Origin of the sequence: Plesiomonas sp. ZOR0011 (assembly GCF_000800945.1) — a bacterium.
In the GTDB taxonomy this organism is placed as follows: Bacteria; Pseudomonadota; Gammaproteobacteria; order Enterobacterales; family CAMTGL01; genus Plesiomonas; species Plesiomonas shigelloides.
Genome location: NZ_JRKB01000026.1, coordinates 24,512 through 45,149 on the forward strand (window position 1 = coordinate 24,512; position 20,638 = coordinate 45,149).

General features: G+C 54.7%; 15 protein-coding genes. All 15 read right to left on the minus strand.

The genetic code is table 11. The features are described 5' to 3' along the window. Window positions 1-8 precede the first annotated feature (8 nt). The 15 genes from L975_RS04780 to tssE all read right to left on the minus strand — a co-directional run bounded on the left by L975_RS04780 (window position 9) and on the right by tssE (window position 20,633). Window positions 9-2,039: a type VI secretion system tip protein VgrG gene (locus tag L975_RS04780; RefSeq protein ID WP_047707458.1), complete on the minus strand. Its 2,031-nt coding sequence runs from the start codon at window positions 2,037-2,039 to the stop codon at window positions 9-11. Window positions 2,040-2,066: 27 nt separating this feature from the next. After that, a complete protein-coding gene (locus L975_RS04785) occupies window positions 2,067-2,354 on the minus strand; it encodes a type VI secretion system PAAR protein (RefSeq protein WP_010862294.1) in 288 nt (95 codons plus the stop codon). A 40-nt stretch (window positions 2,355-2,394) separates the two neighbouring features. Beyond that, window positions 2,395-3,807 (minus strand): VasL domain-containing protein, encoded by a 1,413-nt coding sequence (locus tag L975_RS04790; protein WP_047707459.1) that lies wholly within the window; start codon window positions 3,805-3,807, stop codon window positions 2,395-2,397. Between the two features lie 46 nt (window positions 3,808-3,853). Then, complete coding sequence (tssM, locus tag L975_RS04795; RefSeq protein WP_230400780.1) at window positions 3,854-7,291, minus strand: type VI secretion system membrane subunit TssM; 3,438 nt, start codon at window positions 7,289-7,291, stop codon at window positions 3,854-3,856. A gap of 85 nt (window positions 7,292-7,376) precedes the next feature. Further along, on the minus strand, window positions 7,377-8,798 hold the full coding sequence (gene tssA / locus L975_RS04800) for a type VI secretion system protein TssA (protein ID WP_047707462.1): 1,422 nt from the start codon (window positions 8,796-8,798) through the stop codon (window positions 7,377-7,379). A gap of 8 nt (window positions 8,799-8,806) precedes the next feature. Beyond that, window positions 8,807-9,409 (minus strand): type VI secretion system-associated protein VasI, encoded by a 603-nt coding sequence (gene vasI / locus L975_RS04805; RefSeq protein ID WP_047707463.1) that lies wholly within the window; start codon window positions 9,407-9,409, stop codon window positions 8,807-8,809. Further along, window positions 9,406-10,947 carry a sigma-54-dependent Fis family transcriptional regulator gene (locus L975_RS04810; protein WP_010862299.1) on the minus strand — a complete coding sequence of 514 codons (1,542 nt, stop codon included), beginning with the start codon at window positions 10,945-10,947 and terminating at the stop codon, window positions 9,406-9,408. Before L975_RS04810 ends, vasI begins: the two co-directional genes overlap by 4 nt. A gap of 2 nt (window positions 10,948-10,949) precedes the next feature. After that, the gene (gene tssH / locus L975_RS04815; protein WP_047707465.1) at window positions 10,950-13,556 is read right to left on the minus strand and encodes a type VI secretion system ATPase TssH; all 2,607 of its coding nucleotides are present in this window, start codon (window positions 13,554-13,556) and stop codon (window positions 10,950-10,952) included. A 17-nt stretch (window positions 13,557-13,573) separates the two neighbouring features. Then, window positions 13,574-14,350: a type IVB secretion system protein IcmH/DotU gene (icmH, locus tag L975_RS04820; protein ID WP_010862301.1), complete on the minus strand. Its 777-nt coding sequence runs from the start codon at window positions 14,348-14,350 to the stop codon at window positions 13,574-13,576. 8 nt (window positions 14,351-14,358) lie between these two features. Then, window positions 14,359-15,699, minus strand: coding sequence for a type VI secretion system baseplate subunit TssK (tssK, locus tag L975_RS04825; protein ID WP_039045462.1), 1,341 nt, complete (start codon window positions 15,697-15,699; stop codon window positions 14,359-14,361). 2 nt (window positions 15,700-15,701) lie between these two features. Beyond that, window positions 15,702-16,217 carry a type VI secretion system lipoprotein TssJ gene (tssJ, locus tag L975_RS04830; RefSeq protein ID WP_039045463.1) on the minus strand — a complete coding sequence of 172 codons (516 nt, stop codon included), beginning with the start codon at window positions 16,215-16,217 and terminating at the stop codon, window positions 15,702-15,704. Next, window positions 16,217-17,458: a type VI secretion system-associated FHA domain protein TagH gene (gene tagH / locus L975_RS04835; protein ID WP_047707467.1), complete on the minus strand. Its 1,242-nt coding sequence runs from the start codon at window positions 17,456-17,458 to the stop codon at window positions 16,217-16,219. The genes tssJ and tagH overlap by 1 nt, the downstream gene beginning before the upstream one ends. Window positions 17,459-17,460: 2 nt before the next feature. Next, window positions 17,461-18,459, minus strand: a complete 999-nt coding sequence (gene tssG, locus L975_RS04840) for a type VI secretion system baseplate subunit TssG (RefSeq protein ID WP_047707469.1) — start codon at window positions 18,457-18,459, stop codon at window positions 17,461-17,463. Further along, window positions 18,423-20,195: a type VI secretion system baseplate subunit TssF gene (tssF, locus tag L975_RS04845; protein ID WP_039045466.1), complete on the minus strand. Its 1,773-nt coding sequence runs from the start codon at window positions 20,193-20,195 to the stop codon at window positions 18,423-18,425. The genes tssG and tssF overlap by 37 nt, the downstream gene beginning before the upstream one ends. A gap of 6 nt (window positions 20,196-20,201) precedes the next feature. Further along, entirely contained in the window at window positions 20,202-20,633 is a 432-nt protein-coding gene (gene tssE / locus L975_RS04850; RefSeq protein ID WP_039045467.1) for a type VI secretion system baseplate subunit TssE, read from the minus strand. Window positions 20,634-20,638 lie beyond the last annotated feature (5 nt).

Genomic DNA, 20,638 nt, shown 5'->3' on the forward strand with positions numbered 1-20,638 from the left:
GTAAGCCATCAAACTGACGGTTGATAATCCATTTTAAGCATCCGTTCTTTGAGCAATGCCTCCATCGCCTCTTCCGTAGGCAGTGCCTTAATCAGCTCAACCGGCTCTGGAGCCTTCTCCGCGCCAATGCCTTTAGGAAGAGCAGGAGCCTGCCCCGCCCAACTCGCCCCCACTCCCGGGCTTCCTCCTGCATTGAGCTTAATGTCTGGGCCCACCAGCTTGATGCCACTTGGGTCGAGTTTCACAAAGCTACCGCCGCCACTTAGCGTCAGCTCCGAGCCAGCTTCTAATACCAATTTCTCACCGACATTGATGTGCACTTCAGTGCCTGCATCCACCAACAGGGATTGCCCCACTTTTTGGTGCATATTGGTATCTACGGTCAAAGAGTAATCAGCTTGGATGTGCTCTCGTTTCTGCACATCAACCGTCAGGTGATCATTGGCCTTAATCCGCGTCACGCGTTCATTATCAATCGCGCAGTGCTCATCATGTGTAATGTGCCAAGCCGCATCCTGCTCAATAAGAGCGTTCAGATCCTTCTGGCCATGGATATAGATCTCTTCCTGCCCAGCCTGATCTTCAAAGCGCAGCTCGTTAAACCCTTGCCCTTGATGAGTCATCGTCCGCAGCACTGTGCGCGTTTTATGTTGTGGAAGCGGATACACTGGGCGCTGCGTGGCATGGTAGGTTCGCCCTGTCACTATGGGCTGGTCAGGATCGCCGTCCAGAAATGACACAATCACCGCATGCCCGACGCGCGGAAGCGCCATGGCGCCATACTGTCCACCGGCCCATTCTTGCGATACACGTACCCAACAAGAACTTTGTTCATTACTCGCGCCGTATCTGTCCCACGGAAACTGCAACCGTACACGCCCATAGTTGTCACAATAGATCTCTTCACCTGCCGGACCGACCACGGTCGCTATCTGCGGGCCATCAACCATCGGCTTATGCGGCATCAACCCACGCCATGGCATGTCCGCCGGGATCACCGCAAACTGGTTGTAATACAGTGTTGGCTCACTACCGCCTTCTTCTTCCAACGCTTGCGGTTGCTGACCGGTATGGCGAATGCCAACCACTTGCCACGCGACGTTGAATTTGGCATTCGGGTGCTCGTTTAACGTAAAGGCCATGCCGGGTTGCAACTGCGGCGCGTTCGATTCACCTTGTCCCCGAAGAGCATCGGCGCGTAGCGCATCAAGGCGATAACCGCTCAGCGCTTTACCACTCGGGTCTTGCTTGAAACGTCCGGGATAATCAAAATGTTGGTAGTGGTCTTGCTGATGCGCAAGAGCACTGCCTTGCTGACGATGAGAGAGTGCGTAAGCCGGCGTTTTGAAGCAGTAATCTTTGAGCTCAACTTCCGCCGGACGCACCGCTTCCACATAGTGAAAGCGACGCACAAACGGCCCGAGTTGCTGACCTTGATTAGCCAGATTGAAAAACAGCGCGGGGCCTTGCTGCAACGCGGCATGATGATCGCTAAACACCACGCTATGTTTGCCCGAGGTAAACTCGTGATACCAACACATCCCTTCTTCAGCAGTTAAGCGCGCCAGAAAAGCCAGATCAGTTTCGCGATATTGCACGCAGTATTCACGCTGCGCATGGCTATCTTTGAGCGCAAAAGCATAATCAGTCACCCCTGCCTCTTGCAGCAAGATACTGATGATTTCCTGTGGTGTCAGGGCTTGAAACATGCGTGCGTTATGGCGCAGCGATAAGCGCCACAGCGCGGGGCGCACCGCTAGGCGATAGCGAGTACGGCGAAAACCGGTATCACCTTGTGAGAACTGACTCACCACGCCGTTCACGCGGCGCTGTAGCTCACCATCAAACCATATCAGCAGCTCGCACGGCTGCTCCAACACGTCTGCCGCATCGATATCCGGTTGCAAACTGGCTAAATCTAAGCTGAGCAAAAACGGCGTATTAAGCTGCTCATCCAAGTCAAATGCCGCCACGGCAAAGGTGTTTTGCGGCAGCGCGCCCACCTTAACCGTAAACTGTAATCCCGTACTGTCTGTCATCACCCATCCTCTTCTCTGTCGCGCTTATCAGCCGGCCTGACCACTGCCAGATCCGATAACGACGCCTCCGCAATCGACCGGCTTACCGGTAACCGCTATTGGCTGGCCATTCACCAACACTGAACCCACCCCTGCGGCAATACTGCGTGGATGGGGGGGATTATTGGGTTTATCGTGCGGCTCAAGGGCATCGCCTTGCCGTGCCACCGGCTTGTTGTCCAAGAACACATCAGGGCTGGCCGCAATCACCGGAGAAGGATGAAAGCCGTCATGATCGGTGCCGATATCACCCAGCAATACAATTGAAGGACACATAGTTAGCTCCTATTTATCTTCAGATCCGTTAATGAGGCTTTTAGCTATCAGAGCGGCTTTTTTGCAACTGATACAAACGCACGCTGAACGCTTTCAACTCACTTTCCAGTGCACTGAGATCGGCTTGACTGATCGGCTCTTGCGCACTCAATCTGGCTTCCAATGCATTCAAGCGCTGTGCAAACGGGGCTCCCGTCAGCAACGACTTTTGTACTTCGTACAACTGAGTTTTGAGGTAGGAAATACTGACGCTTTTACGCTGACTCTCGAGTACCTGTAAACGCTCCAATAACGCATCAACACCTTCCCGAGCGGCATCGTAATCGGCCAGCGATGGCAAATTGGTGAGATTTTTTTGCAAGCCATCCTGCCATTGCTGGTTCATAGTTTTAACGGCCAAAGAGTCCGGATACAGCATCTGTAATGCCTGATTTAAGCTGTCGCCATAGCGATACCAATACAAAGGCGAGGCTTGCTCAGCCTGCGTCAATTGGCTCTGGTAGCGAGATAACACACGGCGCTCCATCCCCTGCAATGCCTGCTCACCTAACGTAGATCGCGCTTGGCGAATATCGTCATAGGTCAGCGCCAACGGCTGGATTGCCACTGGCTGCACCAGTGCTAACGCAGCCTCTTTTTTCTCTTGCTGGCCATAGCCAATCCACGCAATCAACGCGGGCAATAAACAACTCAGAGCGCCACAGGCAAACCAGAACCATGCCGGTTTTGGCTTACGCTGGGTCTCAATTTTGAGTACCGTTGGTTTCACTTGCCCTTTTTCACGGCCGACCAAGATGCTGCCGTGTGGCAAGGTTGGTGCCACCGTCACGGCACCATCACTCGCACTCTCAGGGCTGAAGAACACCATTGGCGGGACCTGCATGTCATCGACTTTGCTGATCTGTTCGTCAGACACAATCACAATCTCGGTCTCATCAAACAGATGACTATAGCCCTCGACGAAATGCAGCAGATTCTCAATGCGCGGCACACGGCTCAGCCCCGAGGTATGCAGCTTTTCACTGATCAGTTGCAGCGCTCGCTCACTACGGTAAATCAGCCGTTTGTCTTCATGGCTAATCGGATATTGGCGCATCACATCGCTGATCCGAGCAATGAACCAATCCAGCATCTCGATCCGGGCGCGCTCTTGATGTCGAGGCGGCCAGAAGGTGTCCCACTGCGTTACAATCAGATTCGCCAGAAACTCACAACCTTCGGTAAAGCCACGCAGCCCTTGTAAGCGTGCGCGTGCCAAGGTGAAATAAATGGCGGTTTGTAAATCCACCCCGTGAATCTCAAAAATGCGACTGGCGAGCTGATGGATCCGTTGCCAATCCACATCGGGGCGCGATGCGTGGCTCAGTTTGTTAATTTCCGCGCGCAGCGCTTCATATTCCGGCAGCATGCGTGGGTCTTGCCCGACTTTCAGCGCCTGTTGTGCATCTTGCATCTTTAATAGGTCCTGTCACTTCGGGGCCTGATGGCCCCGTAACGGCTTAATACAGTGATTCGGGCAGACGGAACTGATTGAACAATCCACCGGCAAATGGGTTATGGCTAGCATCGGCGTATACCCGATAGGTCATCGCGCCTTTGTCGACAGGGAAGCGCACATCAAACGTGCCGGCATTCACCTGTGTCAGCTCACCTTTTTGCATCAAGCGGAACATTGCCCACGGTCCGGTAAAGCTTTCACTGCGGGGCGAGTTTTCACGGTTAGCTGGCACCAAGGTGATTTTGCTTTCAGCGCCATCACGCATCGTGTTCGGCCAAATCAGTGGGATTTTGCTACGCCGGCCATGCGCATACTCCAGCAGCTGCCCATCAATATTGAGCACGCTGCGCCGTTTATTAGCGGTCAGCTCAATAGGCTCCAGCGCAAACTGCACTTCCAGATAGCCTTGAGCGTTAAAGAAGGTTTCCCGAATTTTGCTGGCGCGCTCCAGCTGCTTTAACAGCTCATTTTGCAACGGCGAGCCTTGTTCGCTACTCATTAACCCACTGTCTACCATCGGTTTTAAGTTGGTTTGATAGAAGCTATCCAGCGTGCCGCCAGGAGCAAAAAAACGCTCCATTTCAGAAAGTGGCGCATCTTTATCCGCCCCTAAATCAAACGGATAACGATCGGCCAGCAGGGTGGTAAACGGCTGAATCACCTGCTCTTGCCACTCTTGGTTGAGTGATGACATGGCCATATCCACCACCAAGGCAGCGCTTTGCTCGGCTATCTGCCCTACCCAGCGATTCAGCGGCGCCGGCAGACTGCGCGCATACTGCTGCAGAGCAAACACCGGATCGGCATACTTGTTACCTAGGCGAACTTGCACGGCTTTCAGCGCCGATTGGCCCGGATCATTGGCATTCACAATCAGCTCCAGATAGTGATACAGCTCAGTCAGTTTTTGGTTAACCTCCTGAATCACTGGCGCTTGCTCGCCATTACCACTTAACGCGGCATTGCTGTTAATAAACGGTCGACCAATACGGCTCGGGATCCCTTGCGCCAACGCATTTTCTTCCTCCGACAACGGCCGAATTCGCGTGTTGTTGTTGAGCGCGCTCAATACCCGTTGGAACGGTTGATCATTGCCAATCACCGCAGCCAACACGTTCAGCGCCTGCTCAGGGCTACTCAGTGGCTGGACATCCAAGCTGCTGAGCATTTTTTGCCAGTGGTTAACGTAATCGGTCACATAACGATCATTGACCTGACGAGAGATCTCCTTACGATCCGCCGCACTCAAACTGACTTGCTGGCGCTGGCCCAACACCCAAACATCCATGGCGGTTAAATCCATCAGGGTTTTATCCTGACGCAAGAAAAACTCGCTAAAGCCCGGCCACGTTAATAGGCGCGGTACGGTGCCAGCGTCATCGCTACGCAGCACAAATACGCTGTCAAAGGTTGGACCCACTTCGTCACGAATGGCCAAATCGGGCGCTAACTGATCGTTGGCCTTCACCACCAAGCTTTGGTACACACGCTGGAACATCGGTAACTTGCTCAGCTCACGTTGCGCGGCGTAGACCGGCTTACTGAACGGAGCGAAGGCACTGATTGCGGCCTGATCTTTATTTTGCCGAGCGCCATACCAGTTGGTGTGTTGCAGGGCATAATCCAGATGCTGCATCAGCTGTTCTTGTACCTGCCCTTGACCAGGAAATGCCTGCTGCCAACGCTGAGCCATAAACTGTTCGACCAGGGCGTTATTCCGCCCAGAGGCATCATCGAGCATGCGCATTACACGCAAGATCGCCAGTTTCTGCTCACTGCCTGCCGGCGCCTGATTTAAATCATCCAGCAACCCTTGCATGACCGCCGGTAAAAAGCGCAGGTTCAGCAGCTGCAGATAAGTGCCTTCAACATATGGCCCGATCCGATCGCCTTGATACAGACCCAAATCGGCCAACAATGGGGTTTTATCGCGATAATCCCCAAACGACAGCGTCGCTTCACGGATCAAGTTCAAGCGCGGCAACTGGCTGTAGCCAAACCCTTGCTCCCCCGTCAGCTCTCCGGTACCGGTAAAGGCCTGCGCTTTGTTCAGCACATTGTGACCCGCCGCTTCATTGACGCGGTAAAAGTGGTGCCAACCGGCAATCAGCAGCGCACAACACAACGACAGTGAACCCACCCCGATCGCCATCCGACGTCGGCGATACAAGGTATGCAGACGGTTCTCCCCGGCCAAATGCGCCTCAGGGAAGATGATGTCGGCAAACAAGCTACGCACAAAAAAGGCGTTCGATTCACCACGTAGCGCCGAATGCACCGGCTCGGCCAACTGATAACGGTTAGATGCCGCCTGCGTGAAAGCATCAAACGGCACACCTTGCTGATACACCGAGCTGATATACACCCCGCGCATCAACAGCCCTTTTTGCTCTTTGTCGGTTAAGATGTCGCCCAGTACTTCCAGCACATAATCTTTCAGCCCCGCCAGCTGGCGCACAAACGCAAACAACGTGCTGCGCTGCGCCGCATCGAGCTTATCCAACATCATCGACGGCAGGTTGTTGTTTAGATGATCCAGCCACTGCGTCCAGAACTTATCCAACTCATGCAGCCACTCATCGCCTTGGCTACTATCCGGACTGAACGTGACCCCCAGTACGGCATCACGCGCCTCTTTATCCAACTGCTGATACAAGACATCAAAGCCACGCAGCATATCCAGCTTGGTCAGCGTGATGTACAGCGGCAAACGGGTATTAATGTGTAAGCTGATATCCTGCAAACGCGCGCGCATCATCTGCGCATACGCCTGACGCTCTGCGACCCCAGCTTGTGCCAACCACGCCAGATCTAAGGTCAGCACCAAGCCATTTAATGGCTGGCGACGGCGATTGTTACTCAACCAGCGCAAGGCGTGTTGCCACAAACGCTCATCTGCCCGCTCCGACTCCTGCGCACCGCTGTGCGCTTGCGTCAGCAATTTGCCATCCGGATCGAGCATCACAGCCTGCTCCCCAACCCAGCAATCAATCTGCTGATCGGCGGCATAATCACGCAGCTCCGCTTCCAAACGCGGATTGAGTTTGTTGGCCGGATTGGCGCGATGGATCAAACTGCTTTTACCACTGCCCGGTAAACCAATCACCAGATACCACGGCATGGCATACAGCGCACCGCGCCCAAGATGCTCACGCAGCGCCTGTAACCAGCGATCGAGAAAATGCTGCTGCGCGTCCAAACGCGGTTTAACCGGATCGGCCTCGGCACTCTCTTGCTCTTGTCGCTCGGCCTTGAGCTGCTGCATCTTTTTCCAAATCTGCCAAGAGTAGACGCCAAAAATCAGCCACAACCAGACCAGGGTAAACACCACCCGATGCCAAATACCGGCCAAGGGTTTAAATTCTCCGAGCGTTAATTGTGGGCCTAGCCACCAGCCCAACATGAGCGTCACCGCCCAGAGCACTACGCCGATCACCATCCATGAGATCCGGAATCGGGACATGACTTGCTTAATGAGGGAAAAAAAAGTTTTGAACATAACTATCCATTCAGCTCCGAATGTCTCATGCCGACCGCGGGGTCGCGTAACGTGCCAGGCGGTTGACCAACCCAGGCTCCCACTGTGCCAGTCCTAAGCGCTGTGTTTCCTGCCACAAAGATTGATATTGTTGGGCGGCCAAGTGCGGCATCCCTTCTGCAGCCAAGAGATCAGCACCGGCCAACTGGTGATAAAAGCGACTGCGCGGCTCTTTGAGCTGCCGCACTTTTTCATCCAGCATGCTCAAGGCGCCGGACAGCCCTTGTGTCTGGCAGCAAGCCTGCAACTCGCCGCCTAAATCCGCTGAGCCGCCCGCTACACTGGCGGCCGGTTGCAACCACTGACTACATTCAGCACTTAAAAACGGGGTGCCGTCACTGAAGGTCATCTCGCGCAATGTCGGTAAGCGCGCCAAAAACGCGCCCACCTCATCAGCAATGGCATTCGCGACGGCGGTATAGCCGAGTTTGAGCGCCACTTGTGCCGAGAGGTAATGCCCCTCAAACCAATAGGGCGCCAATGTCAGGCTGTGCTCTATTTTCTGCCATAGCGCCAGATCCGCTTGCGCCAGTGCGCTGCGATACTCATCCGCCATATCAGCAGAAAACGGCGCTAACTGGGTTTTATGACCGCGACTCACCAAGGGCGCGGCCGTGATCCCACTCCACAGTGCGTTCCGCCGTAAGCGAAAACCGATTGCCGCACTCGGCTGCGCCTCAATGAGTAACTCAGCGACGCGCAACTGTGTCTGACGCCAAGCCCGTTCATCCGAGGTATCAATCGCCGGCTGGCTACTGGCGCTCATCAAGGATGCCGCCCCACCCGGCACGGCATTCTGGCCCGATGTCGTTGACGATGCCGTTGATGCAGCGGGCGTCGCCGCCGCATCAGCCTTCGCCTGTTCGTGTTTTTGTCGCTGCGCGCGGCGTAAACCCGCTAATAATTCATCTAAAAGCGCACTTTTATCCGGTGCTAATGCATTCCAACGCTCGGCAAACGCTTCGCTCAGTTGCAAGAGCTGGGTTAACTCGGCGTTTGAGGCCGCGCTACATACGCGCTCTAATACTCCCTCAAAACGCTTGATGATCTGGCTCACCACCCGCTGTTTTTGCATCACGCTGGCCGGCCACGCACATGCCCAATAAGCTTCGACCCAGCAATCCAGTAACATCAGTGCAGTAGCAAACGGCGTGGCTTTAGCTGGGTGCTGCAGACAACGGGTCAATTGCGCCAACACCCGCATATCTTTGGTGCGCGTTTCCAGTAAGGTTAAACAAGCGCCCGCCACTTTCTGTAAATCCACTTGGCTGTGCGCCAAAGAACCGAGTTTGACTAACTCGGTCTCGACGCTCTCCCACAGCGGATCGTCAGCGGCAACGGCGCAGCGCATGGCTTCATCCGGTAGCGGCGTCAGCAAACGCTGACACCAAGGGTGTGAATGCTGCATCCTGCCTCCTACCACCGACACAACTGGCGCAGCGGTTGCAATGCCTCGGGCATGCCGCTCAAATCCACGCGAATCGAAGAGCCATCGGAGGCCTGTAGCAACAACTCGCGTTGACCGCTCCAGTGCTTAAGCTCGTCAATCGCCGGCAATCCACGACCAAACTCCAACAGCAGCCCGTGGTCACGAACAAACCAGTTATTACCTGCCGGCTCACCATCTACCGATGCGCTCACCTGATCGCCCACCCAAGGGCTATCTAAACGCAGCCAAATGCGGGTAATGGCGTTATTACAACCTATCGCCAAGGAGCCACCGCGCAGCGCTGCACGCGTCAGTAGCAGATCATCGGAATCCGGCAGTTGGCCCAACATAAAAAGCGGGCTATCCCCACTGCGGCTTGCTTCCTGCGCTTGGATTTGACGCCAGATAAGTGAACGCGGTGCGGCATCATGCGCGCTAGCCGGAGCCTTGCTCGTACCTACCGCGTCATAACACGCTAAACGCGCCAACGGTGCGGCTTGCGCACGACAACGTTGCCATTCCACAGGCCAATCCGTTTGTGCCACCGCGCTGCTGGTCAGCAATAACGCGGCCAGCGCCCAACCTTTCATCCATTAACCTCCAGCTTCTGGCATTTGTGATCCAGTGTGCGCTTCGGGATATTGAGGCTTTCCGCCACCCGCATCCGGTTACCTTGGAAATAACGCAGCCGCGCTTCAATCACGGAAGCCTCAAATTGCTGCAAGGCTTGGCGCAAATCGCTGACGTGGCAAAAATCATCCTGATAAGCATCCGGCTCCACAGTCAGGCGGTCGTGAATTTCCGGCGGTAAGGCCGACAAGGTGATCGCCTGTCCAGACGGCGTCTGAGCACACGCCACTTCCAGCAAGTTACGCAGCTCACGCACATTGCCGGGAAAGTCATAACTGATTAGCTGCTTGAGAAAACCACGCTGCAGCGCACCAAACGATTTGCCTTCTTGCGCGGCAAAATGAGCGATGAAATGCTCGCTGAGCACACTGATATCATCCGGCCGTTCACGCAGCGGCGTGAGCATCAACAGGCACTGACATAAGCGGTGGTATAAGTCTTGGCGAAACAGCCCTTCACTGACCCGCTGCTCGAGCGGCTGGTGCGTAGCCGCAAGCAGGCGAAAATCGGAATACACCTCTTTATCGCCGCCCAACGGCCGAAAATGGCGTGTTTCCAGCACGCGCAGCAACTTGGCCTGCATTCCCGCAGGCATATCACCCACTTCATCCAGAAATAAGGTGCCGCCATTGGCTTGAGCAACGAGACCAGTTTTATTGCTTTGCGCCCCCGAAAAAGCCCCTTTTTGGTACCCAAATAACTCGCTTTCAATCAGGTTTTCAGGGATAGCCGCACAGTTGATCGCGACAAACGGTTTATCCGCACGCGCTGAGCACTGATGCAGCAGACGAGCGACCACCTCTTTACCGGTACCCGTTTCGCCCTGAATCAACACATTGAGGCGATGCGCCGCGGCCTTGGCAATTTGCTCACGCAGCTGTCGAATCGCACGCGATTCACCGATTAAGGTTTCTTTCAACCGCTCATCCTGACGCCGACGCTGCTCGCCTTCACCGCGCATCACGCGGATAGAGTCTTGTAAATCGCTTACCCCTCGACGCGAGCGCCCTAAATCGCGGATCAGCGTAAGCTGACCGGTAAAAATCTGGGTTAGCAACGCCAGCGCATCTTGCGCTTGCCACTGTTTTAAACAGTCTGCCGTATCCAACAAAGCTAAAACTGCCACCGGTTTGCCGTCATGGCTATGTAATGGCAGGCAGTGGATCCCGCTATCAGTGCCGGCTTGCGCTAACATGCGGCGCAAGCCGCTTGGGCCAATACGCGCGCCGCCATGGAGAGACTCCCAAGTGCACACCTGATCGCGACACAGCGCCAAGGCCAGCGGATGGGTAAAATCATCCGCCGCCAATGACAACGTCGTCTCCTGCTCTCCCACCCAGCCACGGCATTGCAACTGGCGACCGCTGACATCCAGCATGCCCAGTAACGCACCGCGTGGCTGCCATCCTTGGCGCACAATCGCCAGCAACCAATCACACAGTGACGGCTCCCCGCGCGCCTGCGTCAGGGAGAACGCGAATTCGAGTGCCTGTTGCATGCTTAGCACTCCACCTCAGCGATAAACTCGCCCTCTGTGACGCCAAAGCTGACTTTTCGCACCGATTCGCCCGCCGACAGCCGCTGTAATAACTGCAGCGAAACCGGTGGCAACAGAGCTCCATCAATCACCGACTCGAGCATCCGCGCACCATTTTCACTGCGATTCGCACGGCGTAAGATCTCCTCGTGCACCTGCGGGTCAATGTCTACCTCGGCGCCAAAGCGGCTCTGGAGCAACGACGTCAAACGCGCCAGCTTGCCACCAACAATCTCCACCAACGTGGCATGATCCAGCGGCAAATAGGGGATCACTTCCATCCGCGCCAACAGCGCAGGCTTAAAAAATGCCGCCAACTCTGGATACAGGGCATCGAGCAGATGCTCTGGCTGCTGGGCATACTCGACAATGGTTTGGAAACCTAAGTTGGAGGTGAGGAAAAACACCACATTTTTGCAATCGATGATGCGCCCTTCACCGTCGGCCAATTCCCCTTTATCAAAGGCTTGGTAGAACAGGTTCAGTACATCAGGGTGCGCCTTTTCGACCTCATCCAGCAGCACCACCGAATACGGTTTTTGCCGGATAGCCTCGGTTAACACGCCGCCTTCGCCAAAACCGACATAACCCGGCGGCGAGCCGATTAAACGCGAAACAGTATGTTTTTCCTGATATTCCGACATGTTGATGGTGGTCAGATACTGACGGCCACCAAACATCAGATCGGCAATCTGCACCACGGTTTCGGTCTTACCGACCCCGCTCGGCCCAACCAGCAAAAACGCCCCCAACGGACGCCCTGGACGGCGCAAATCAGCGCGCGCGGTCAACAAATGGCGATGCAGATGGCTCACCGCCACATCTTGGCCTTTGATACAGGCCCCCAGATACTCCGGTAAGCGAGTCACCACATCTAACTCGCCTTGCGAGATCCGATTAAGTGGCACGCCGGTCCACTCGGCGATCACCGAGGCGATCTGACTCTTATCTACATGCGCGGAAACCAGCACCGACTCTTGCTGCAACGCCGATAGCTCAGCTTCAAGCGCAGTAAGCTGCGTGGTTTGTTCTGTCACATTCGCATCATCAGTGGCTGCATCGTGCTGCAACAACGCTGCGCGCACGTCGATGATCTGCTGCACCAGCGCTTGCTGCTGCTGCCAATTGGCCTGCAAGCGTGCCAATTCGGCGTTATCTTGCTCCTGCAATGCATGCAGTTGCGCCAAACGCTCACTGTGCTCCCCCAGCCCAATCACGCTTTGGCGCTCTAATTGGGTAATTTCCAACTCACGTTGGCGCAGCGCATTTTGCAAATGGCTAATCGCGCGCGGCGGAGTGGTCAAATTGATGGCGACACGCGCACAGGCGGTATCCAGCACATCGATGGCTTTGTCGGGCAGCTGGCGACCCGAGATATAACGGGCCGACAACTGCGCCGCCGCTTGCAGCGCTTCATCGTCAATCAATACGCCATGGGCTTTTTCATAAATGCCACGTAAGCCACGCAAAATGACCGTCGCTTCTTGCGCATCAGGCTCGCCCACTTTCACCAACTGGAAACGCCGAGAAAGCGCCGCATCCTTTTCGACGTATTTTTTATATTCACTCCACGTGGTTGCTGCGATGGTGCGCAGCTCACCGCGCGCCAAGGCCGGTTTAATCAGGTTAGACACATCCAATCCACCAGCCTGATTACCCGCACCGATCAGGGTATGCGCTTCATCAATAAAGAGAATGATCGGGTACTCGGAGGATTTGACCTCTTGCATCACGCCTTTAAAGCGCTTTTCAAATTCCCCTTTAACCGAAGCGCCGGCCTGCATCGCCCCTAAATCCAGCGACAACAGCGCCACATTACGCAGTTTTTCTGGCACCTGTTCGGCCACAATCCGCAGCGCCAAGCCTTCAATCAGGGCACTTTTACCCACCCCAGCTTCGCCAACCACTATCGGGTTATTTTTACGGCGACGGGATAAGATATCGATCATCAGGTCGATTTCATGATCGCGGCACAACACCGGATCTAACTGCCCCTTGCGCGCTTGCTCGGTGATGTTTTCGGTAAAACGACCTAACAAAGAGGCATCGCTGGCGACGGCGTTTGCTTTGCTTTCGCCAGCCTGCGCCACCACCTCGGTTTCGGCCGAGTCTTTAACCCACTCATCAAACTGCTGGCGCACCAGATCGCGATTGATCACTGTCAGTAAACGCACCACCGAGGCAGGTAAATAGCGCGCAGGACTCATTAGCAAGACCAGCAATAACACCCCGCTACGTAGCTGAGCGTGTTGCAACTCCGCCGACGCGAACAGCCAGCTATCTTGTAACCACTCCACCAATAACGGAGAAAAAGAGGGATATCCCTGCTCAAAAGACTGGCCATTGAGAGCCGGCTGCAACAGTTCATGCAGCGCCGCCATATCCACCCCAGCACGCTGCATGATCGCTTTGCTATCACACAGTGGGGTTTCCAGCATTTTGAGCAGCAGATGCTCAATTCGGATCTCCGTGCCCTGATGATTTACACACAGGGCTGCCGCTTCTTCCAGCATATGCCGGCAGACCGGATTCAGCCTTTCCACCAAGACGGGCAGTTCAATACGGATCAAAGCACGCTCTCCTTAACTTATTTCAACAAATCGCTTAGCTGGCGCAGTACGTCCTGCGTCTGGTTATCCAGCCGGGTGTAATACAAAACAAAAATGCCGGTCAGCAGCAGGGCGGCGCCGATACACAGACTACGTAGCGACACCTGCCGTTTAAGCTGGTAACGGGATGCTTGCTGGCCTAAATCGAGATGAAATACCGTGGGCGCATCGCGGCCATCGGGATACAGCTGACGGTGCAACTGGCGCACCACGCGCTCAAACTCATCCCGACCATGGCTCATCACCCGATAGCGCCCTTCAAAACCCAGACACAGGCACAGGTAGATAAACTCCAGCACATCGCGATAGCGCGCGGGGTCTTCTTGTAATTTGCCTAACAGGACAAACACCTTTTCGCCGCCCCAAGTTTCGTTGTGAAACCGAGTCAGTAACGAGTGCTCAGACCATTCACTTTGGCTGCCCCACTCACGGCTCATCACCGCCTCATCGATAAAGGTGCAAAGGATGTAGCGAAACGAGAGCACCACACCGTTTTCATAGCCATGGGCCATCAGCTCTTGTTCGATGGCCTGAATTTCTGTCACCACGCGCTGATACAGCTCGCCGACTTGGCTGTGGCTAGACAGCTGACGGACACGCAGCACCATGCCCAGTAGCGGCGTCACCGCATCAATCATGGGGTTAATGCTGTGGCCGCGTAGGCGGAACCAATAATCAGAGTCCAGATCCAGCTGTGCGGCATGGTCATACAGCAGATCGTCCAGTTGCTCATGTTGAATAATGTCGATAGTCATCGCTCATCTCATCCCTGACTACGGATCGCCCAGAACTGCATATCCAGCTCAGGGAAGTCTCCGGCGATATGGAAAGCCAATGTGTTACTTTGGGCCAACATCTGCCACGCAGGGCTTTGTCTATCCAGTTGGAAATAGCTGTAACCGGCGTGGTATGGCAGCTGACGCGGCGCCACCGGCAAAGGCAATAACGGGATCCCCGGTAACTGCAAACTGATCAGCTCACGAATTTTCTCGCTGGAGGCAATTTTGGTTTGCTGCAGCAATTGCTTACGCAGCTGCTCTTGTGGCATCCGCGCACGCACCGCCAGAACAAACTCGGCACTGGCCATCAAATCGCTGTCGCCCACCATCGCGACCATGATGCCGTACAGATGTTTGCGCAGCTGGATAGACACCGCACGCGGTGACAACACGGTGCTCAGTGATTGGCGCAGCGCCAAGATCACCGGCTCGAAACTGACTTGCTGATCATCATGCCGGTAGGCCGGAAACTCTGGCGGCAATCGCGACTCATCGGTAAAGGTCATCAACTCACCACACAGCTGCACCAAGGCTTCATGTAAACGCTCAGGATGCAAAGTGCCCAAACGGGCCAGATGAGAAAGCTGTGGCTGCGCCCGATTGAGCAGCTGCAACATCATGAACTCAGCGACATCCGCCACCCCTTGCTGACCGGGAGCGGCCAGACGCTGCGCCAAACTGCGCGCGCGTTCAGCCACCAGTCCGGCGGACTCGCCCAAAAAGCGCTTTAAGGTCGGGATCGCTGCCACGCTAATACTGCACGGCATAAAGTTCGGATCGAGCACCAAGCCGCCATCTGGGCGCTTATCCAAAATGCGCGCAATCGCGATCGCGGCATAGGCACTGCGATCTTCACGCTCCAACATCAGACGTAAGCTGACTTTGCCCACTTCCAGTGATGTAATATCGCCGCCGTCACTGTGCAGATCGCGCAGGTCATGGCGATGCAATTGCAAACGAGTCGCTACCGCTTGCCCTGACTCGCCGACCTCACTGACGCCACTGACCGACAGGGGTAACGCCAGATACACTTTCTGGTTGGCCACCGAGACATCGGTGACCTCCAATGGCGGCGGCAATACATCATCCACGGGAATACTGAACACCGTACCGTCCGGCATCACGCCACTGGCGCTGACCAGCGCAATGCGCCCAAAGCCTAAGTAATCTTCATTGATGCTCAGCGACTGCAGACCATAAAAATAGTCACTCAGGGCACTTAAGCGAGCATGCAGCATGTGATCCGTATGCCGTTGCTGCTGCTGGAAATGCTGGGGCTTGATGAACAGCCCTTCACGCCAGATGACCCGATTTCGGCTCGACATGGTTATTCTTCTTCTTTTTGCAGTTCAACTTCATCCTGACGCAGGTGCACCAAGATCTGATAATGGCGGCCGGTATTTTTGACCTTGATGACTTTGCGCCACTCGGCCTTATCCGGCTCGGCGTAACGGGCAATCACCCCGATATAGCGCACCTCTTCTTCCAGCTTCACGGGCGGTAGGTACTTGAATTGCCCTGGAAGTAAGGTGTAATCCTGATGATCGAGGTAGTTTTTCCCCAATACCTTGGCTACATCCTCGGTCACTTGATCGTAATCGGTGGCCAACAGGCGCGAATCTTCAGACAGCAGCAAGACCTGAAACTCTATGGGTGCCGCTTCGCCACTTTCATTCGGATTGACGTCCGGCTCCGCCAGCAAACTTAAGCCCACGGTTGAAGGTTGATCGGTATTACTGCCCACCTGAATATCCGGATTCATCGCCACATCAGCCATCTTGCCGAGTGTGGTACAGCCGGTCAGCGCCAACAGCCATACCGCACACCACAGTGTTCGCAGCATCAACGCAGCCCCTGTTGTTCGCGTACTGCGCGGTCATAGGCTTGCGCATACACCTGATGGAAAAGCTTATCGAAGCCTTGTTGACGTACTGAGGTCAGCTCACGGTAATAGTGCTGGTACATGGTCCACGCCCACCCCTCATCGAGGCTGTCGTTAGTACCGGTACGGCGATAGTGTTCAAAGCGCCCGAGCAACGCCTCTGGCGAAAAAGCATGTAAAATACTGTCCAGCGCCGTAGCAATTGCCTGCTGGTTCGCAATATGGTGGGTACGCACATTGTCCAGCACTTCGCTGATTGCAGCCGGTGCAGACAGATGCACTGGGCTTTTGCCATCGGCAAACAGCAGCGGCAAGGTTGCTTCATAATCCAGCCCCAGACGCAGTGGATTATCTTCAATGGGGCGCAAGTGTTTGTCGGCCAGCGCTGCTTGATCGGCTTGTACCGCGAGTAGCCCTTCCACCATCGCACGCAAGGTTTTGCCCATTTCTTCGAGCATATCGTGGGCTTGCTGGGAGTCGCGCAATTGCAAGCGCTGACCCAGTCCACGCATCAGTGGCGTTAACGCCACATGATCCACATCGCCTTGTTCGGCTGGGATGCTGTAGGGATTATCAATCCCCGGCATATCAATGAATTCCTGATCCATGGTGTCCTCGATAGCTGAAAAAACAGATGCCGGAATAGCCGACGACAGCGCTGACGTCTGCGCCTCGGGTGTATGCAATAACGCGCTCAGTGACGTAGCCTGCTCACGCTCTAGGGCATGTAACGGATCGCTGTGCAACACAGACAAGCTCGCCGAATCATGACTGGCCAGCTCACGATTCCCATCGCTAGCCAGCCAGTCATCCAACTCATCGGCAGGATGATTGCCCAGCACCTGTTCAATGTTGGCCTCGGCCTGCACCTGTCCCAGATAGACCCGTAGACGAAATGGCCCAACCAGCAACTCATCACCCTGCTCTAGATAGACTTTGCGACTGCGTCCGACTGGCGTGGTGGCGCCGTTAATAAACGTTTGTCCGCTTAAATCGCACAGACAAAAACGGCCATCGTGCAGCTCGATACGGGCATGAGAAGGCAACACGGCGCCCAGACGATCGGTTAATACCCAGTCATCATGCGAGGCCGCACCTAAGGTGCCGCCATCATGATCAAACTGATATTGCACCTGAGAATGACCATCCAGTTGCTCGCTGTTCAGTACCACCAAAGAGAGTTGCTGATTGAACGGGTTCACACTTACTCCTGCACACAAATCGTCACATACGGGTCAACCGGGGGTTGCCCTAAAAAACTGCTCCAGCCGAGCCGACCACTTTGTTCATCACCGAGCCGTAAACCGCGCGCTTGCTCTTCGCCAAATCCCAAACGCAGATCCCACGCCAACTGGTCACGCAAAATGAACGAGACAAAACGCACCAACGGCTGAAAATGTTCGCCATTGGGGAGGAAGCTCAAAAATCGCTCAAAACTTAAGGCGTTAATGCGTAAAACAAACTTACCGGCACAATCGTTGACCTTATCGCCCAGCACCAACTCGCCGCCGAGTCGCACATTGGCGCGCCCTAAACGGTTTTGCTGTTCGGGATGGACCGCCACTTTGCGCGCCTGCCACGCCTCTAACACCACATCCTCAAGGTCAAAACAGTGCGAAACCAAACCGGCGACCACTTCCGGTGAACGGCTGGGGCTTGCCAGCATTCCGGCGTAAGACAGCATCTTGGCGCGGTTGACCGGCAAGCTATCGCGCACCGCCTGATTGCCAAGGCCTACGAGCGCAAACATCAACCGCGAAAACCCATCACTGCCGTTATCTTGAAAACGCACGTGATAGCGGTACTTGCGCCAACCGCGGTGTAACAAGGTCAATAGGCGATGATGGAAAAAGTCCAGAAACAAGCCCAGTTTCGGCTCACCCTGTGCGTACTCCCATGCCAAATCATCCAAGTAATAACCGGGCATTGGCGATTGGCTGCCATGCAGCCCCAAAAACGCCACCTCCAACTGGTGGCGTCCCACCTGATCTTGCGAGACCTGCAACACATCGCTGGCCGGAAAACCGAGCGACGCGGCCGATTTAAACCGGATTTTTTCCTGTGCCGGTAAGCGATCGGTTTCCGCTTCCAGATCCATCTGCTCAAGGCGGCTCAACACCTCGACCAGCTGGAAAAAATTAAAACGAGGCGCGTCGTCCTGCGCCATTACATCATGGAGTGCTGACCTATCTGTACCGGCCATCGGTAGCGCTCCTGGTTATCAAGGTTGACCACTTCCAGCAGATGAAATGCATTCACGCTGGCATACAACGAAAAAAAGTGCGCCAACACGGTGCTGAACAAGTAAAGTTCGCCCTCACTGCCAAAGGCGCTTTGGCGAATCGACAGTACCGATTTCAACCCACGAACCGGCATACCGCGCACCAGACGATCCACCGGAACGGTTTCAATCTGCTCGATACCCGCCAGACGCTTACGCGATGCCTGTTCCGCCTGCTTGTCATGCAAGGCAGGAAAATCGTAGGTGCGCAAAATTTGCACCAAGGCATCACGGCGCAGCAGCGAAACATAGTTCAGGGATAAGTTAGAAATCAGCGTCCAATGCAAGCTGCCATCCAGAGCCGGGCGCAGTGGGCGCGTCGGGCGCAGTAAATTCTTGAACGTAGCAAATGACGGTGAGCTGCCCGTAGGCACACAAATCGCACCAACCGGTAACCGCGCCGCTTTGCCACGATTAGTGCAGGTCAACGAGACCGAGACCGACTCATCCAGCCCCAACATGGCCGTTTCATCGCCGCGCACAAAAGACAACGCATGCTCAAATCCATCACCGCTGACCGCTTCCCGCACTCGGATGCGGTAGTACAATGCCTGCCGACCTTTAGCCCGTTCAATCTGATGCTGGAAGCTCTCAAACGGGTGATATTGCCGCGTCGCCCCGCGGGCGCGCCCAATGCCACCTTCAGCCCAGCTCTCCACTTTATCGATCGAAAAAATCTCGAAACTGTCCGCATAGCGATAGCTGGCTTTCAGCGGATATTCGGTCTGACGTCCATGCAAATTAATCGGCTCACTGTCATGCTGAAATAAATTAATCGCTGGCACACAATTAAGCTGCAAGGAGTCTGGACGAATTTTTAATGCCGACGGCAAAGGCCGCTCAAAGCAAAAATGCAATTTAAATTCGGTCACCGCTAACGGCTGTTTTGGCCAATCGGCGCCCGCGCCAGAGAGCTCAAAGAACAGAAAGCTTTCTGGGAAACAGAAATACTCCTGCAAAATGCGATAACCGGAATAAACGTTCCCTGGATAGGGCAACAGCGCATCATCACGTTCAAAACCCAGCGCCTTTAACACCGACGCCGATTGACGAAAACGCTGGCCATTGACCTCTAGCTCGATATAAGACAATTGCGCCGATAACCAGTAATACAGTTCATTGGCGGTATAGCTGTCACCGCCCAAATAAAAGCGCAATTTATCCAACTGTAATTCGGCTAAGGTCAGTGGACTGTGTAAATGAATTTCGGTGGTGATGGTGGATAAATCATTGCCGCTTTGCGCGCGAATATCGTAAATATCTGCCGGATAAATCCAGGCATCATGGCAAGTTTGAAAATGGCACGTCACCCCATCAACCGGCAAGCTATCTAAACGACAACCGCGAGCCACCGGTGCCGGTTGCACAATCGCGCCCGGGATCACCGAAAATTGCATGACCGTCATGCTAGGGACTGGCCGCAAATAATTAGGCCACAGCATACCCAGCAAACCGTGGGTTAATTCTGGGAATTCATCTTCAATTTTGGCGCGCAGACTACCGGTTAAAAAGGCAAAGCCTTCCAGCAGACGCTCAACATCCGGATCTGTAGTTTGTTCGGAAAGAAAACGCGTCAGCTCCGGATGAGCGTCAGCAAATTCACGGCCTTGCAGACGCAAATACGCCAATTCATCCCTGAAATAATTGTCCAGCGGCATCAGTAATTACACCATTCGATAGTGACGATGGTTATCCATATGAATATTGAAGGAGGTCACCTGCTCGATATTCTCCAACCGAACATGTGCTGTGACTTGAAATGACATTTCCAACGGGTTCATTAATGAGTCCGCTGACTGAACATCCACATGCACTATTCGGGGCTCATACCGGCGGATACATTGCCGGATCGCTTCCCTGATCCGTCCGCGAATATCTGCACTGCCTTGTGTCGCATCATTCAAATCAATGACGCCTAATTCAGGGGCACTGCGGCAACTACCAGGACGGGTATTGAGGACACAATCGAGTTGTTTTTTAACCGATACAATCAGTGTCTCAAGTTCTTTATCCGGAGAGACAGTGGCTGTCTCTCCGCGAATGCGATCGAACAGGCTGGCCGTACTCCCTCTATCCCACGAGGTGAGTGACGGCATAAACC

Excerpts from the sequence above, each read along its gene's own strand:
- L975_RS04790 (WP_047707459.1), bottom strand. The coding sequence starts at position 3,807 with ATGCAAGATGCACAACAGGCGCTGAAAGTCGGGCAAGACCCACGCATG.
- vasI (WP_047707463.1), bottom strand. The coding sequence starts at position 9,409 with ATGAAAGGTTGGGCGCTGGCCGCGTTATTGCTGACCAGCAGCGCGGTG.
- tssM (WP_230400780.1), bottom strand. The coding sequence starts at position 7,291 with ATGGTGATCGGCGTAGTGCTCTGGGCGGTGACGCTCATGTTGGGCTGG.
- tssG (WP_047707469.1), bottom strand. The coding sequence starts at position 18,459 with ATGGCCGGTACAGATAGGTCAGCACTCCATGATGTAATGGCGCAGGAC.
- tssK (WP_039045462.1), bottom strand. The coding sequence starts at position 15,699 with ATGTCGAGCCGAAATCGGGTCATCTGGCGTGAAGGGCTGTTCATCAAG.
- L975_RS04810 (WP_010862299.1), bottom strand. The coding sequence starts at position 10,947 with ATGCAACAGGCACTCGAATTCGCGTTCTCCCTGACGCAGGCGCGCGGG.
- tssJ (WP_039045463.1), bottom strand. The coding sequence starts at position 16,217 with ATGCTGCGAACACTGTGGTGTGCGGTATGGCTGTTGGCGCTGACCGGC.
- L975_RS04780 (WP_047707458.1), bottom strand. The coding sequence starts at position 2,039 with ATGACAGACAGTACGGGATTACAGTTTACGGTTAAGGTGGGCGCGCTG.
- tssA (WP_047707462.1), bottom strand. The coding sequence starts at position 8,798 with ATGCAGCATTCACACCCTTGGTGTCAGCGTTTGCTGACGCCGCTACCG.
- L975_RS04785 (WP_010862294.1), bottom strand. The coding sequence starts at position 2,354 with ATGTGTCCTTCAATTGTATTGCTGGGTGATATCGGCACCGATCATGAC.
- icmH (WP_010862301.1), bottom strand. The coding sequence starts at position 14,350 with ATGACTATCGACATTATTCAACATGAGCAACTGGACGATCTGCTGTAT.
- tssE (WP_039045467.1), bottom strand. The coding sequence starts at position 20,633 with ATGCCGTCACTCACCTCGTGGGATAGAGGGAGTACGGCCAGCCTGTTC.
- tssF (WP_039045466.1), bottom strand. The coding sequence starts at position 20,195 with ATGCCGCTGGACAATTATTTCAGGGATGAATTGGCGTATTTGCGTCTG.